This window comes from Pseudomonas thivervalensis (assembly GCF_001269655.1).
Taxonomy (GTDB): Bacteria; Pseudomonadota; Gammaproteobacteria; order Pseudomonadales; family Pseudomonadaceae; genus Aquipseudomonas; species Aquipseudomonas thivervalensis.
This window is the reverse complement of the sequence record NZ_LHVE01000007.1, coordinates 422,508-435,706: the sequence shown is the minus strand read 5'-3', so window position 1 is coordinate 435,706 and position 13,199 is coordinate 422,508. Positions and strand designations below refer to the sequence as shown.

The 13,199-nt window shown below is 62.9% G+C and carries 13 protein-coding genes; 2 read left to right on the top strand and 11 right to left on the bottom strand.

Annotated elements, in window-relative coordinates; translation table 11 throughout:
* Window positions 1-2 precede the first annotated feature (2 nt).
* The 5 genes from AD659_RS09725 to ppsA all read right to left on the bottom strand — a co-directional run bounded on the left by AD659_RS09725 (window position 3) and on the right by ppsA (window position 5,474).
* Window positions 3-248, bottom strand: a complete 246-nt coding sequence (locus tag AD659_RS09725) for a hypothetical protein (protein WP_014337331.1) — start codon at window positions 246-248, stop codon at window positions 3-5.
* Window positions 249-311: 63 nt separating this feature from the next.
* Window positions 312-1,307: a zinc transporter ZntB gene (locus AD659_RS09720; RefSeq protein ID WP_053120602.1), complete on the bottom strand. Its 996-nt coding sequence runs from the start codon at window positions 1,305-1,307 to the stop codon at window positions 312-314.
* 25 nt (window positions 1,308-1,332) lie between these two features.
* Window positions 1,333-1,824 carry a ribonuclease E activity regulator RraA gene (gene rraA, locus AD659_RS09715; RefSeq protein WP_053120600.1) on the bottom strand — a complete coding sequence of 164 codons (492 nt, stop codon included), beginning with the start codon at window positions 1,822-1,824 and terminating at the stop codon, window positions 1,333-1,335.
* Between the two features lie 126 nt (window positions 1,825-1,950).
* The gene (locus tag AD659_RS09710; protein WP_053120598.1) at window positions 1,951-2,940 is read right to left on the bottom strand and encodes an alpha/beta fold hydrolase; all 990 of its coding nucleotides are present in this window, start codon (window positions 2,938-2,940) and stop codon (window positions 1,951-1,953) included.
* Between the two features lie 158 nt (window positions 2,941-3,098).
* Window positions 3,099-5,474 carry a phosphoenolpyruvate synthase gene (gene ppsA / locus AD659_RS09705; RefSeq protein ID WP_053120596.1) on the bottom strand — a complete coding sequence of 792 codons (2,376 nt, stop codon included), beginning with the start codon at window positions 5,472-5,474 and terminating at the stop codon, window positions 3,099-3,101.
* 184 nt (window positions 5,475-5,658) lie between these two features.
* Here ppsA and ppsR point away from each other — a divergent pair, with 184 nt between their 5' ends.
* A complete protein-coding gene (gene ppsR / locus AD659_RS09700) occupies window positions 5,659-6,477 on the top strand; it encodes a posphoenolpyruvate synthetase regulatory kinase/phosphorylase PpsR (RefSeq protein WP_003199510.1) in 819 nt (272 codons plus the stop codon).
* A gap of 132 nt (window positions 6,478-6,609) precedes the next feature.
* Here ppsR and AD659_RS09695 read toward each other — a convergent pair whose 3' ends face one another.
* Window positions 6,610-7,455 (bottom strand): type 1 glutamine amidotransferase domain-containing protein, encoded by an 846-nt coding sequence (locus AD659_RS09695; RefSeq protein WP_053120594.1) that lies wholly within the window; start codon window positions 7,453-7,455, stop codon window positions 6,610-6,612.
* A gap of 103 nt (window positions 7,456-7,558) precedes the next feature.
* Here AD659_RS09695 and AD659_RS09690 point away from each other — a divergent pair, with 103 nt between their 5' ends.
* Window positions 7,559-8,497 carry a LysR family transcriptional regulator gene (locus AD659_RS09690; RefSeq protein ID WP_053120592.1) on the top strand — a complete coding sequence of 313 codons (939 nt, stop codon included), beginning with the start codon at window positions 7,559-7,561 and terminating at the stop codon, window positions 8,495-8,497.
* A 62-nt stretch (window positions 8,498-8,559) separates the two neighbouring features.
* Here the strand turns inward: AD659_RS09690 and AD659_RS09685 are convergent, their stop codons facing one another.
* From AD659_RS09685 to AD659_RS09665, 5 genes are all read right to left on the bottom strand, one after another.
* Window positions 8,560-8,787 carry an MbtH family protein gene (locus AD659_RS09685; protein ID WP_053120590.1) on the bottom strand — a complete coding sequence of 76 codons (228 nt, stop codon included), beginning with the start codon at window positions 8,785-8,787 and terminating at the stop codon, window positions 8,560-8,562.
* A gap of 84 nt (window positions 8,788-8,871) precedes the next feature.
* Window positions 8,872-10,284: an aspartate aminotransferase family protein gene (locus tag AD659_RS09680; RefSeq protein WP_053120588.1), complete on the bottom strand. Its 1,413-nt coding sequence runs from the start codon at window positions 10,282-10,284 to the stop codon at window positions 8,872-8,874.
* A 96-nt stretch (window positions 10,285-10,380) separates the two neighbouring features.
* On the bottom strand, window positions 10,381-10,902 hold the full coding sequence (locus AD659_RS09675) for a GNAT family N-acetyltransferase (RefSeq protein WP_053120586.1): 522 nt from the start codon (window positions 10,900-10,902) through the stop codon (window positions 10,381-10,383).
* A 225-nt stretch (window positions 10,903-11,127) separates the two neighbouring features.
* Complete coding sequence (locus AD659_RS09670) at window positions 11,128-12,453, bottom strand: ATP-binding protein (RefSeq protein ID WP_053120584.1); 1,326 nt, start codon at window positions 12,451-12,453, stop codon at window positions 11,128-11,130.
* Window positions 12,450-13,130, bottom strand: a complete 681-nt coding sequence (locus AD659_RS09665; RefSeq protein ID WP_053120583.1) for a response regulator — start codon at window positions 13,128-13,130, stop codon at window positions 12,450-12,452. Before AD659_RS09665 ends, AD659_RS09670 begins: the two co-directional genes overlap by 4 nt.
* Between the last annotated feature and the right edge of the window lie 69 nt (window positions 13,131-13,199).

The window sequence follows — 13,199 nt, the reverse complement described above, 5'->3', positions numbered from 1 at the left end:
ATTCAATCAGCCTTATCAGCGGTGCGAGTTACAGGTTTACGGCGGGAAACCGGCGAGACATGGGCCGATCCGTTATTCAAGGCGATCATCAGCGCGGGCAACCAGCGGCCCAGCAAGCTGAACAGATCGCCTGCGCCGACCTGGCGGTTGGCGGTTTTCAGTACACGTCCCAGGCATGCGTCGTCGTCCCGACTGGACGGCGAAGCCTTGAGCATGTCGCGCAAAGACTGTTCAAACGGATCGTGCATACGCACCTCTCGTGATGTCTGTGGAAGACGCGATCAAATTTCGTCGGGTCACATGAAACCCCATCACACCCAGCGCAAGCGGCGGAACAACCACCACTGCCCCGTCGCGACGCAGATCATCAGCAGGCAGGCGACCATGAAACCGTAGGGGCTTTCGGAAAACGGAATGCCACCGACGTTGATCCCCAAAAGGCCGGTGAGAAAACTCATCGGCAGGAAAATCCCGGTGATGATGCCGAAGCGGTACATGGTGCGGTTCATGCGCACCGAAAGGCGCCGGTCTTCGGCCTCCAGTACAAGCCCCACGCGCTCTCGGGTCAATTCCAGCTCCTCGAGGTAACGGGTCAGGCTGTTGTTCAATTCGTTCCAGTAGTCGCCGTCATCCTCCAGGAACCACGGCAGTTTGATCCGCGACATCTGGCCGAAGATATCCCGTTGCGGCGCCAGGAAGCGCTTGAGTCCGGCCGCCCGGCGGCGGATGTGCAAAATGGCGTCGTGCTCGGGAGCATACCGTTCGTCGGCATCGAGTTTTTCTTCCTCGCCATCGACGATTTCCGAGAGGCAAGTGACCAGGTCCTGCACCTTGTCGGTGAGGTATTGGGCCATATAAAGGATGAGTTCAGAGGCGTTCTCAGGCCCCTTGCCCTCGGCCAGTTGCGCCAACAGCTCATCGGTGGCGCGCAACGGCCGCAGGCGCAGGGAGATCACCCGCTGGGCGGACGCGAAGATCCGCACCGACACCATGTCTTCAGGCTCGGCGCCCGGGTTGAGGTTGATCCCCCGCAGGAACAGCAGCAGCTCGGCATTGGGCAACGGCAACAACCGCGGCCGGGTGTTCTCTTCGAGCAGCAGGTCGCAGTTGAATTCGCTCAGGCCACTGGATTTGCGCAGCCAGGTGTGGGTTTGCGGATGACTGCGATCCCAGTGCAGCCACAGGCTTTCGTGGGCCTGCAACTGCAAATCGTCGAGTTCGGTCCGGGCTATGGAACGCGCGCCGCCTTTACCGTCCAGCACCAGGGCATGCACCAGCCCCCATTGCGCGTTTTCTTCCTCGAACATCCTCATCCCTTATGGCCGTGGTGCTTTATTCAGGCATCTTCAGTGGGCTTGGCGAAACGATCACGCCGTTGTTGTCGGCATAGACATACTCGCCCGGGCGGAACGTCACGCCGGCAAAGGTCACCGCTATATTGAGCTCGCCGACACCACGGCGGTCGGTTTTCATCGGATGGCTGGCCAGGGCCTGGACCCCGAGGTCGGTCTGGGCAATGACGTCGACGTCGCGAATGCAACCATAGATCACCAGTCCTTCCCAGCCGTTCTTCGCGGCTTTTTCCGCCAGCATGTCACCCAGCAATGCCCGACGCAGAGAGCCGCCGCCGTCGACCACCAACACCTTGCCGTTGCCCTTGAGTTCAACCTGTTCCTTGACTCGCGAGTTGTCCTCGAAGCACTTGACGGTCACGATTTCGCCGCCGAAGGAATCGCGGCCACCGAAATTGCTGAACATCGGCTCCAACACCTGCACCAGATCCGGGTAGGCGTCGCACAGGTCGGGCGTGAGGTAATGGTTCATCGAACAACTCCTGAAAGGCTGGAACGTCAGACTGAATGAGCAACCGTTTGTGACTGGAACCGCTAGACGCGTCATATCTTAGCCGCAAGCAGACCAGAGCGAAATGCCCTTGTCAGAGCCTTCGCCTCAAACCGCCTCGGCCAACTGGGGCGGTTCACCCAGCAAGGGTGCCTGCTGATCCTCGAGCCAACGGGCCACCAACGGCCAGACTTCAAGGTGAGCGGCTTTGCTGACCAGCATCTCGACATGACCGAAATCATCGGTGAAACCCTGTCCCCGGCCCAGGCAGACAAACTGCTTGTGCACGGAACCGATCTGATCGAAGAGTTTGCGGCAGGCCCAGGTCGGGTCCTGGTGATCGCCCGCGGCACTCACCGCCAGTATCGGCAACTGCACATCGGCCAAGCCGGCCCACCAGTTCTTCTCGGCATCGCCGAAACGCCCGAACAGGCCGTACCAACGCATGCTTTCCAGGGCCAGGCCGATGGGCTCGTCCTCGGGGCCGCGCTTGAGCCTTGAGCCGGACAATTGGGCAAAGCGCTTGAGGATGAAGCGGCCGCTCCATTCCACCGGCGGAATCTTCAGTGGCCAGTAGGTGCGACTGACCTGGGTGCCAAAGAACGCCGCCGACGCCACTGCGGGCTCGCCCAGGTAATGGCCGCCCAAGGCTGCCGCCAGGGTGATGCCCCCCAGGGAGTGACCGATCCAGTGGGGCACCTGTCCGCTCTGCTCACGCACGAAGGCGCCAATGGCCGGCAAGTCGTAACGGGCGTAGTCGGCCACCCGATTGTGGCGATAACCCTGGTTGCGCTGGGATAAGCCATGGCCACGCATTTCGGGGATCCAGACATCGAAGCCCAGGCGCGTCAGGTACGCCCCCAGGCCCAGGCCCTTGGGTGAATACCAGAAGCGCCGGTTGGAAAAACTGCCATGCAACAGGATCACCGGAACGCCACGGGTTTCGCCGGCGTCGGCCATGCCCAACCGGGTGATGGCCAGTTCGACGCTGGCGTCCGGGCTGTTGCCGGGTTTCAAGCGATAGACGTCTTCGCTCAGATCACCGCGCCGTTCGGCGCTGATCAGGGCGACAGGAAAGAGGTTGCTGCTGCTTTGCATAATCTTCTTGCACAAAAAAAGACGACTGTGGGAGCGAGCTTGCTCGCGATAGCGGTGGGTCAGCAAAACAATCTTGACTGACACTCCGCTATCGCGAGCAAGCTCGCTCCCACATAAGGTTACCCGGCTGACATTACCGGTGAGGCCCCTTCACTCGATCAGACCGCCGCCTGACCCTCGGCCAGGAAGAACCAGGTTTCCAGCACGGAGTCCGGGTTCAACGAAACGCTTTCGATGCCCTGTTCCATCAGCCACTTGGCCAGGTCCGGGTGGTCCGAAGGGCCCTGGCCGCAGATGCCGATGTACTTGCCGGCCTTGTTGCAGGCGGCGATGGCATTGGCCAGCAGCTTCTTGACCGCCGGGTTCCGCTCGTCGAACAGGTGGGCGATGATCCCGGAATCGCGGTCCAGGCCCAGGGTCAGCTGGGTCAGGTCGTTGGAACCGATGGAGAACCCGTCGAAGAATTCGAGGAATTCCTCAGCCAGGATGGCGTTGGACGGCAGCTCGCACATCATGATCACGCGCAGGCCGTTTTCGCCACGGGCCAGGCCGTTTTCCGCCAGCAGGTCGACGACCTGGCTCGCTTCGCCCAGGGTCCGCACGAACGGCACCATGATTTCGACGTTGGTCAGGCCCATCTCGTTGCGCACGCGCTTGAGCGCACGGCATTCGAGTTCGAAGCAGTCGCGGAACGACTCGCTGATGTAGCGCGACGCACCCCGGAAGCCCAGCATCGGGTTTTCTTCTTCCGGCTCGTAGAGCTTGCCGCCGATCAGGTTGGCGTATTCGTTGGACTTGAAGTCCGACAGGCGCACGATGACTTTTTTCGGCCAGAAGGCCGCCGCCAGGGTGCTGATGCCTTCCACCAGCTTCTCGACGTAGAAACCGACCGGATCATCGTAGCCGGCAATGCGCTTGTCGACGCTGTCCTTGATGTCCTGGGGCAAGCCGTCGTAGTTCAGCAGCGCCTTGGGGTGCACGCCAATCATGCGGTTGATGATGAACTCCAGGCGGGCCAGGCCCACGCCGGCGTTCGGCAATTGCGCGAAGTCGAAGGCGCGATCCGGGTTGCCGACGTTCATCATGATCTTGAACGGCAGCTCCGGCATGGCGTCCACGGAGTTTTTCTTGATGTCGAAGCCCAGTTCGCCTTCGAAGATGTAGCCGGTGTCGCCTTCGGCGCAGGAAACGGTCACGCCCTGGCCGTCCTTGAGCAGTTGGGTGGCGTTGCCGCAACCCACCACTGCCGGGATCCCCAGTTCACGGGCGATGATCGCCGCGTGGCAGGTGCGCCCGCCGCGGTTGGTCACGATGGCGCTGGCGCGCTTCATCACCGGTTCCCAATCCGGGTCGGTCATGTCGGAGACCAGCACGTCGCCGGCCTGGACCTTGTCCATCTCCGAGACGTCCTTGATGATCCGCACCTTGCCCGCGCCGATGCGCTGGCCGATGGCCCGGCCTTCCACCAGCACGGTGCCGGTTTCCTTGAGCAGGTAGCGCTCCATGACGTTGGCCTGGGTGCGGCTCTTCACGGTTTCCGGACGGGCCTGCACGATGTACAGCTTGCCGTCGTCACCGTCCTTGGCCCACTCGATGTCCATCGGGCACTTGTAGTGCTGCTCGATGATCATCGCCTGCTTGGCCAGCTCGCTGACTTCAGCATCGGTCAGGCAGAAACGCGCGCGCTCGGCCTTGTCCACGTCGACGGTCTTCACCGAGCGACCGGCCTTGGCTTCGTCGCCGTAGATCATCTTGATGGCCTTGCTGCCGAGGTTACGGCGCAGGATGGCCGGACGACCGGCTTGCAGGGTGCCCTTGTGCACGTAGAATTCATCCGGGTTCACCGCGCCTTGCACGACGGTTTCACCCAGGCCGTAGGCGCCGGTGATGAACACCACGTCACGGAAGCCCGACTCGGTGTCGAGGGTGAACATCACGCCGGCGGTGCCGGTTTCGGAGCGGACCATGCGCTGCACACCAGCGGACAGGGCGACCAATTTGTGGTCGAAGCCCTGGTGCACGCGGTAGGAAATGGCACGGTCGTTGAAGAGGGAGGCGAAGACTTCCTTGGCGGCACGGATGACGTTTTCCACGCCACGGATGTTCAGGAAGGTTTCCTGCTGGCCGGCGAAGGAGGCATCCGGCAGGTCTTCGGCGGTGGCCGAGGAACGCACGGCGACGGCGATGTCGGGATTGCCTTCGGACAGCTTGGCGAAAGCGGTACGGATCTCGGCGTTCAGTTTCTCGGGGAACTCGGCTTCCATGATCCATTGGCGGATCTGGGCACCGGTCTTGGCCAGGGCGTTGACGTCATCGACGTCCAGGGCATCGAGCGCATCGTGGATCTGCTTGTTCAGGCCGCTCAGTTCCAGGAAATCACGATAAGCCTGGGCGGTCGTGGCGAAGCCACCTGGCACCGATACGCCGGCACCGGCGAGGTTGCTGATCATCTCGCCCAGGGATGCGTTCTTGCCCCCCACATGCTCCACATCATGGACGCCGAGCTTATCGAGGGAAACTACGTACTCTACCAAGGTGATCTCTCCACTAACTGTGTTGGAAAAGCTCAAGGCACCGGCGGCTCCAGGGGAGCGCTTGCCAGCGATATGGCCTGGACCTGGAAAATAAGTGAGAATGCGGGCCAATGGCGGCCGGCAAATCGCGCCTATCATATCCAAGAATCGTCACTAGCTCACTAGCTTAAGGCCCAAGGCGCAAATGAAACGATCTGCTTTCTTTATCTCCGACGGCACCGGCATCACGGCCGAAACGCTAGGCCAAAGCCTGTTGGCACAGTTCGAAAACATTACCTTCGCCAAATTCATACGTCCGTACATCGACAGCGTCGACAAGGCGCGGGCCATGGTACAGCAAATCAATAAAGCCGCCGAAACCGACGGTTTCCGCCCGATTATCTTCGATACCATCGTCAATCAGGACATCCGTGAGATTCTCGCAACGTCCAATGGTTTCATGATCGACATTTTTTCCACCTTCCTGGCGCCCCTGGAACAGGAACTGAGCGAGCATTCTTCCTACTCGGTCGGCAAGTCCCACTCCATTGGGCACAACTCCAACTACATGGAAAGGATCGAGGCGGTCAACTTCGCGCTGGACAACGATGACGGCGCCCGCACGCATTATTACGACAAGGCCGACCTGATCCTAGTGGGCGTGTCGCGTTGTGGTAAGACGCCGACGTGCCTGTACATGGCGATGCAATTCGGCATCCGCGCGGCCAACTATCCACTGACCGAAGACGACATGGAGCGCCTGCAACTGCCCAGCGCCCTGCGCGCCCACCAGCACAAGCTGTTCGGCCTGACCATCGACCCGGACCGCCTCACCGCGATCCGCAACGAGCGCAAGCCCAACAGTCGTTACTCAAGCTACGCCCAGTGCGAGTTCGAAGTGCGCGAGGTGGAAAATCTGTTCCGGCGGGAGAACATTCCCCATATCAACTCCACGCATTTTTCCGTGGAAGAGATTTCGGCGAAGATCCTGGTGGAGAAAGGGGTGGAGCGGCGCTTCAAATAACCCGCAGGTACACCATAAAACCTGTGGGAGCGAGCCTGCTCGCGATCGCGGTGGGTCAGTAAAGTTAATGTTGGCTGACACTCCGCTATCGCGAGCAGGCTCGCTCCCACAGGGGATTTGTAGTGTTGCTGGCTACTGCGCCAGACGCCCGACCAACACCTGCCCCACCTCCAGCGCCGACGCCGGGTTCTGGCCGGTGATCAATTCCCGGTCCGTCACCACATGGGACGTCCAGGGCGCGGCGTTGCTGCTGTATTGCCCACCCGCCTGTTCCAACGCGGTTTGTGGATAGAATTTCATGCTCCCGCCGCCCAGCAGCCCCTTGGCCAGTTCTTCTTCCTGATTGCTGATCACCGTCATCTTGTACCCGGCATAGATCCAGTCGGCCTTGGCCGAGGCCTGGCCCTTGGCGGCCAATTGGCCAACGAAGCCCTGGGCATCGGGCAAGGTCGACAGCAACGCGATCGGCCCGTGGCAGACCAGCGCGGTGGTCTTGCCCTTGTCATGGAAGTGCGTCAGCACCCGCCCCAGCGGCGCACTCGTCAGTAAATCCTGCATCGGCGCATGCCCGCCAGGGATGTACAGGGCGTCGAACCGGTCCAGGCCGATCTGCTCGGCACGGGCCAGGCTGATCACCGGTGAGTCCTTGGCCGACGTGATCTTCAACTGCGCCAGCAACGCCCGATAGCGCTCCAGCTCCGCCGAATCATTGTTGAAATACATCTTGTCCAGCGAGGAACGGTCCAGCGTCGGCGCCTTGCCCTCGGGCGTTGCGAACGACACGTGGTGACCGGCATCCAGCAACTGCTTCACCGGTTGCAGCAATTCGTTGAGGTAAAACCCGGTGGAAAAGACCTGCCCATTTTTCAGGTCCAGATGATCGGAGTCCGACAGGACCACCAGCACGTTATCGGCATGGGCCGCGACGCTGATGCCCGCCAGAACGACAGCGGTTGCCAAGGCAGTGAGCTTTTTCATGATGACTCCAGGACGCTTCGGTAAAAGATGCGCTCACTGTATTGATGCGCTTACCGGCGATAAACTGGCCACCCGGAACATCACTTGGCCTCTGGAGGCAACAATGCCCCGTCGATTCGATCATCTGGCCGACGTGGAAGCCTTCGTCACGGTCGTGGAAAAAGGCACCCTCAGCGCCGGCGCCGTGGCGCTGGGGACCACGCCTTCGGTCCTGAGCCGCGCCATCTCCCGCCTCGAAGCCCGGCTCGGCGTGCAACTGTTGCGACGCACGACCCGGCGGCTGAACCTGACCGATGCCGGCACGTTGTACCTGGAACAATCGCGCTCGGCCTTCGCCCTGATTGACGATGCCGAACGGCGAATCCAGGGCCAGGACGGTGTCTTGACCGGTCGCGTGCGCCTGAGCGTACCGACCACCTACGGTCATTACCGCTTGCCGTCGCTGCTGTCGCGTTTCGCCCAGGCGTGCCCGCAGGTGCGGGTCGAGCTGAGCATCACCAACCGCAATGTCGACCTGGTGGCCGAGGGGTATGACCTGGCGATCCGCCTCGGGCCATTGCCGGACAGCGGTCTGGTCGGCCGCAAGCTCGAAGATGCCCGCCTCTGCCTGGTGGCCGCGCCACACTACTTGGAACGCGCCGGAACGCCCCGGCACGTCGATGAACTGGCGGCCCACGCCTGCCTGCCCTTCGTGATGCCGAGCAGCGGACGCATCGCGCCCTGGCTGTTTCGCGAAAATCATGAGGATCGGGAATGGCTGCCAACGGGCAATGTGCATGTGTCCGACGATGTATTGGGCATCGTGTCCCTGGCCCAGGCCGGGATGGGGATCTGCCAGACCTATGACTTCATTGTCCGGGAGCGAATCGAGCGCGGGGAACTGGTGGGTTTGCTGGAGGACTTTGGTGGGCGTAGCCGACCGTTTTCAGTCATCTATCCGCCCCATCGGCAATTGCCGGCGGCAGCACGGGCGTTGATTGATTTTCTGACAAGAGCAGAAGCCACCTGTGGGAGCGAGCCTGCTCGCGAAAGCATCACCTAGGCCTGACTGACAAACCGAGTTGCCTGCATCGCGAGCAGGCTCGCTCCCACAAAGTCCCTGACCTACTGGGCTAATGCCGCCTGCTCTTCCATCTTCTTGCGCAGGCTCAGCGGGCGCATGTCGGTCCAGACTTCTTCGATGTAAGCCAGGCACTCCTTCTTGAACCCGCTCTTGCCAACGGTGCGCCAGCCTTCGGGGACGGCCTTGTAGTCTGGCCAGATCGAATACTGTTCTTCGTGGTTGACCACGACCTGAAAGACAATGTCCTCGCGGTCGAATACTGAAGTCATGGGTATCTCTCCATCTTTGCTCGAGGTTCGCTGCGTCACATGCGCAGCCAGGATATGAAAGGAACGTACGGGGTCCGGTGAAAATTAGGCTTCGGCGACCGCCGCATGCAGGGCTCGCCCGAAAATCTCGGCGACCCGGTCGATTTCCGCCCGGGTGATGATCAGCGGTGGCAGGAACCGCACCACGCCACCCTGCCGGCCACCCAGCTCCAGGATCAGCCCGCGCTTGAGGCATTCGCGCTGCAGGCGTGGCGCCAGCTGTGCATGCACGGGCGGATGGCCCTGGGCATCTGGCTTACCCGCAGGGTCCACCAGCTCAACGCCGAGCATCAGTCCGCGACCGCGGATATCGCCCAGTTGCGGGAAGTCCCGCTGGAGGATGTGCAGGTGCTCGCTCAAGCGCTCGCCCATGGCGGCGGCATGGGCCGGCAGGTCGTGGTCTTGCAGGTAGCGCATCACCGCGGAACCGGCGGCCATGGCCATCTGATTGCCACGGAAGGTCCCGGCGTGAGCGCCCGGCAGCCAGGTGTCGAGCCAGTCACGATAAACCACCACTGCCAACGGCAGGCTGCCGCCAATCGCCTTGGACAGCACAACCACGTCGGGAATGATCCCGGCATGCTCGAAGGCAAACATCTTGCCGGTACGGCCGAAGCCGCTCTGGATTTCGTCGACGATCAGCGCCACCCCCGCCTGCTCGGTGATGCGCCGCAAGCCGCGCAGCCAGTCCAGGTCGGCGGGAATGACCCCGCCCTCGCCCTGCACCACTTCGACGATGACCGCCGCCGGCAATTGCACGCCGGCCTCCGGATCGTTCAGCAGGTTTTCCAGGTAATGCAGGTTGGCCTTGACGCCCTCGGCACCGCCCAGCCCGAACGGGCAGCGGTAATCGTAGGGGTACGGCATGAACTGCACGCCGCTGCTGAGCAAGGCGCCCAAGGGTTTCTTCGGCCCCAGGCTGCCCATCAGGCTCAATGCCCCCTGGCTCATGCCGTGGTAGCCGCCTTGGAACGACAGCACGGTGCTGCGTCCGGTGGCGGTGCGCACCAGCTTGAGGGCGGCTTCCACCGCGTCGGTCCCGGTGGGTCCGCAGAACTGGATCCTGGCCTCGGCGGCCAATGCCGCCGGCAACAGGCCGAACAGGTCCTGGACGAACCGGTCCTTGACCGGCGTGGTCAGGTCCAAGGTATGCAACGGCAGCTCATCGGCCAGCACCTGCTGGATCGCTTCGATCACCACCGGGTGGTTGTGCCCCAGCGCCAGCGTGCCGGCGCCGGCCAGGCAGTCGATGAAGGTGCGACCCTCGACGTCCTCGACGTACAAGCCCTTGGCGCGCTTGAGGGCCAGGGGTATCCGCCGTGGATAGCTGCGGGCATTGGATTCCTGCCGATTCTGGCGAGCCAGCAGCGGCGATTCATTGAACTGGTAGAGCGTCTCGGCCGGCACGGGGCTGACCCGCGCCGGCTGTGCTTCGATAAGGCTGTTGGCGACTGACATCTCTCGACCCCGCAATAGGTAGTGACCCAAACGGCACACCGGGCAGGTGCGCATCCGGTCGGGGCGCACATGCAGGTTTCCTGATGTGGAAACGCATCAGCCACGGGGGGATTTACTCTCAGGCAGCACTTTCGCCGTCGGCGCGATCAGTGGCTTGTGCATCGCGATGGCCTTGACCCCGCCAAGGGCGAAGGTCTCGGCGCTTTGCTCGAAGCCCAGGTGTCGATAGAACGCTTGGCTGGTGCGCGTACTGTTGAGACGCACCCGGGCTACCCCGCGCCCGCGCAGCCAGGCCTCGATGTCCCGCACCAGCGCCTGACCGACACCTCGACGGAAGGATTCCGGTTGCACGTAGCAGAAGGCGATCCGGCCACTGGCCGAGGCCATGGCGACACCCGCCGGCCGCCCCTGCAAACGTGCCAGGGTCAGGCGCAACCGTGGGTCGGACAGCCAGGGGCGGATATGTGCGAGGGTGTTATTGCGCACCCAGGCGGCCACGATGCTTGGGTCGTTGCGGTGCTCGGCGGCACACCCGACCCGGATGGAGCGCTCGGCGATCCGGCTGATGATGCCGGCATCGCTGGGCGTGGCCGTACAGATTTCAATGAAGGTATCCATGGCGCGGTTTTCCTCAGTCCTTGAGTCGTGCTGAAAAAAACATAGACCCGGATAAGGCCGGGGCGCCAATGGCAGGTCGTTACAGCAGATGTACACAAGTCCGCGGTAGACCTCCGTAGGAGCTGTCGAGCGGAGCGAGGCTGCGATCTCTTGATCTTTCGCTCGAGACTCAACTGTCTGGGTAAAGATCGCAGCCTCGCTTCGCTCGACAGCTCCTACAGGGGGTTAACAAGCTTGCACCGGCATCGTCAATTCGACCCGCAACCCATCCGGGCGGCTATCGAAATGCAGGCTGCAGCCGCAACGCTGGACAATCGCCTGGACGATCGCCAGCCCCAGCCCGCAGCCGGTGCTCTGGCCGTTGCGCCAGAAGCGTTGGGTCAGGTGCTGGATGTCGTCGGCGGCGATGCCGGGGCCATGGTCGCGGACCTGGAAGCGCACGCGCTGGCCGATCATTTCCAGGCTCAGTTCCACGTCGGTATCGTCCGGGGTATGGCGCAGGGCGTTATCCAGCAGATTGCGCAAGGCGGCGATGGAGAGCACCGCTGGCATCTGCACCGGCGCGTCGGACAGCCCTGGGGCCAAGTGCAGCTTGATGCGCCGGGACTCATTGCTGGCCGAATCCTGGATCGCCAACCGCGCGACCTGCTCGGCGTTGCAGTGCACGCCATCGTCGAACGACAGGCTGCCTTCGACCCGAGCCAGCAGCAGCAATTGTTCGAGGGTGCGGTGCAAGCGGTCGGCGCCCTCCTCGGCCCGGGCCAGGGATTGGTCGCGGGCGGCGCCCTCGGTCATGCGGGCCACTTGCAGGTGCGTCTTGATGGCGGTCAGCGGGCTGCGCAGTTCGTGGGCGGCATCGCCGGTCAGCCGCCGTTCGCGCTCGATGGTCTTGCCGATGCGCTGGAACAGCTGGTTCTGGGTCTCCAGCAACGGTCGCAACTCGCTGGGCAGCGGATGGATCTGCAAAGGCTCCAGGGAATCGGCATTGCGCCGCATCAGCGCATCGCGCATGCGATTGAGCGGTGCCAAACCCTGGCCGATGCCCAGCCACAACAGGCACAGGCAACCGAGCAGCGCCACGCCCACCGGCACCGAGGCGGCCAGCAGCACCGACATGTTCAAGGCTTCCCGTTCGATCTGGCGGTCGGCGGTGGTGATGCGCAAATCGCCCCGGGCCAGGGTGAAGCTGCGCCAGGGCGCGCCGTCGATCATCTGGTCGTGGAAGCCCATTTTCTCGGCTTCCAGGACCTGTTCCGGGGTGCCATGGCTGCGGGCCAGGATCTCGCCGCGCAAGGAACTGACCTGACAGGCCATGCCCCCGGGAATGCTCAGTTGCTCGGCGCTGAAATGCGTGCCGTCGCCCTTGGTCGGCAAGGGCGGCAGCTGTTCCAGCAACCCGGCGACCATCCGCGCCGAGGCCACCAGGCGCTGGTCGAGGGAGAACATCATCTGGTTGCGCAGGTCGCTGAGCATCCACGCCGCAGCCAGGGCCCAGATCAGGGCAAAGGCCGCGCCGAGGGTCAGGCTCAGGCGCAGTCGCAGGCTCATCACTTGGAGGATTCTCCACCGTCGGCCGGCCCCAGGCGATAACCCAGGCCACGCACGGTCTCGACAATGCCGTTACCCAACTTGCGCCGCAGGTGATGGATATGGACGTTGAGGGCGTTGCTTTCCAGTTCGTCGTTGAACCCGTAGACACTGTCCTTGAGTTGCTCGCTGGACAGCACCCGGCCGCGACTGTGCAAGAGCGCCTGCAACAGCGATTGCTCGCGCCGGGACAGATCCACCGGCTGGCCGCCGAGGGTGGTTTCGCGGCTGCTGGGGTCGTAGGTCAGGCGACCGTGCTCGATCAGGTTGACGCTGCGCCCCGCCACGCGCCGCAGCAATGTGTGCAGGCGCGCCGCAAGCTCGCGCAGGTCGAAGGGCTTGAGCAGATAGTCGTCAGCCCCGGCCTGCAAGCCGTCGACCCGGTCGGTCACCGAGTCGCGGGCGGTGAGGATCAGCACCGGCGTTTCCAGTCCCTGCTGGCGCAATTGCCTGAGCAGCTTGAGACCGTCCTCATCGGGCAACCCGAGGTCCAGCACCATGACATCGAACTCCGCCACACCGACCATCGCCCGCGCCGCCGATGCGGTGGCCACGTGCTCGACCGTCAGGCCCTGCGCCGTGAGGCCGGCAACGATCCCGCTGGCAATCAACTCATCGTCTTCGCAGACCAGTACGCGCATGGTAAGCCCCGTGGAAAAAGGTACATTAGGCCGCCGGCCGATTAAGCCGACATTATGCGACGACTGCGG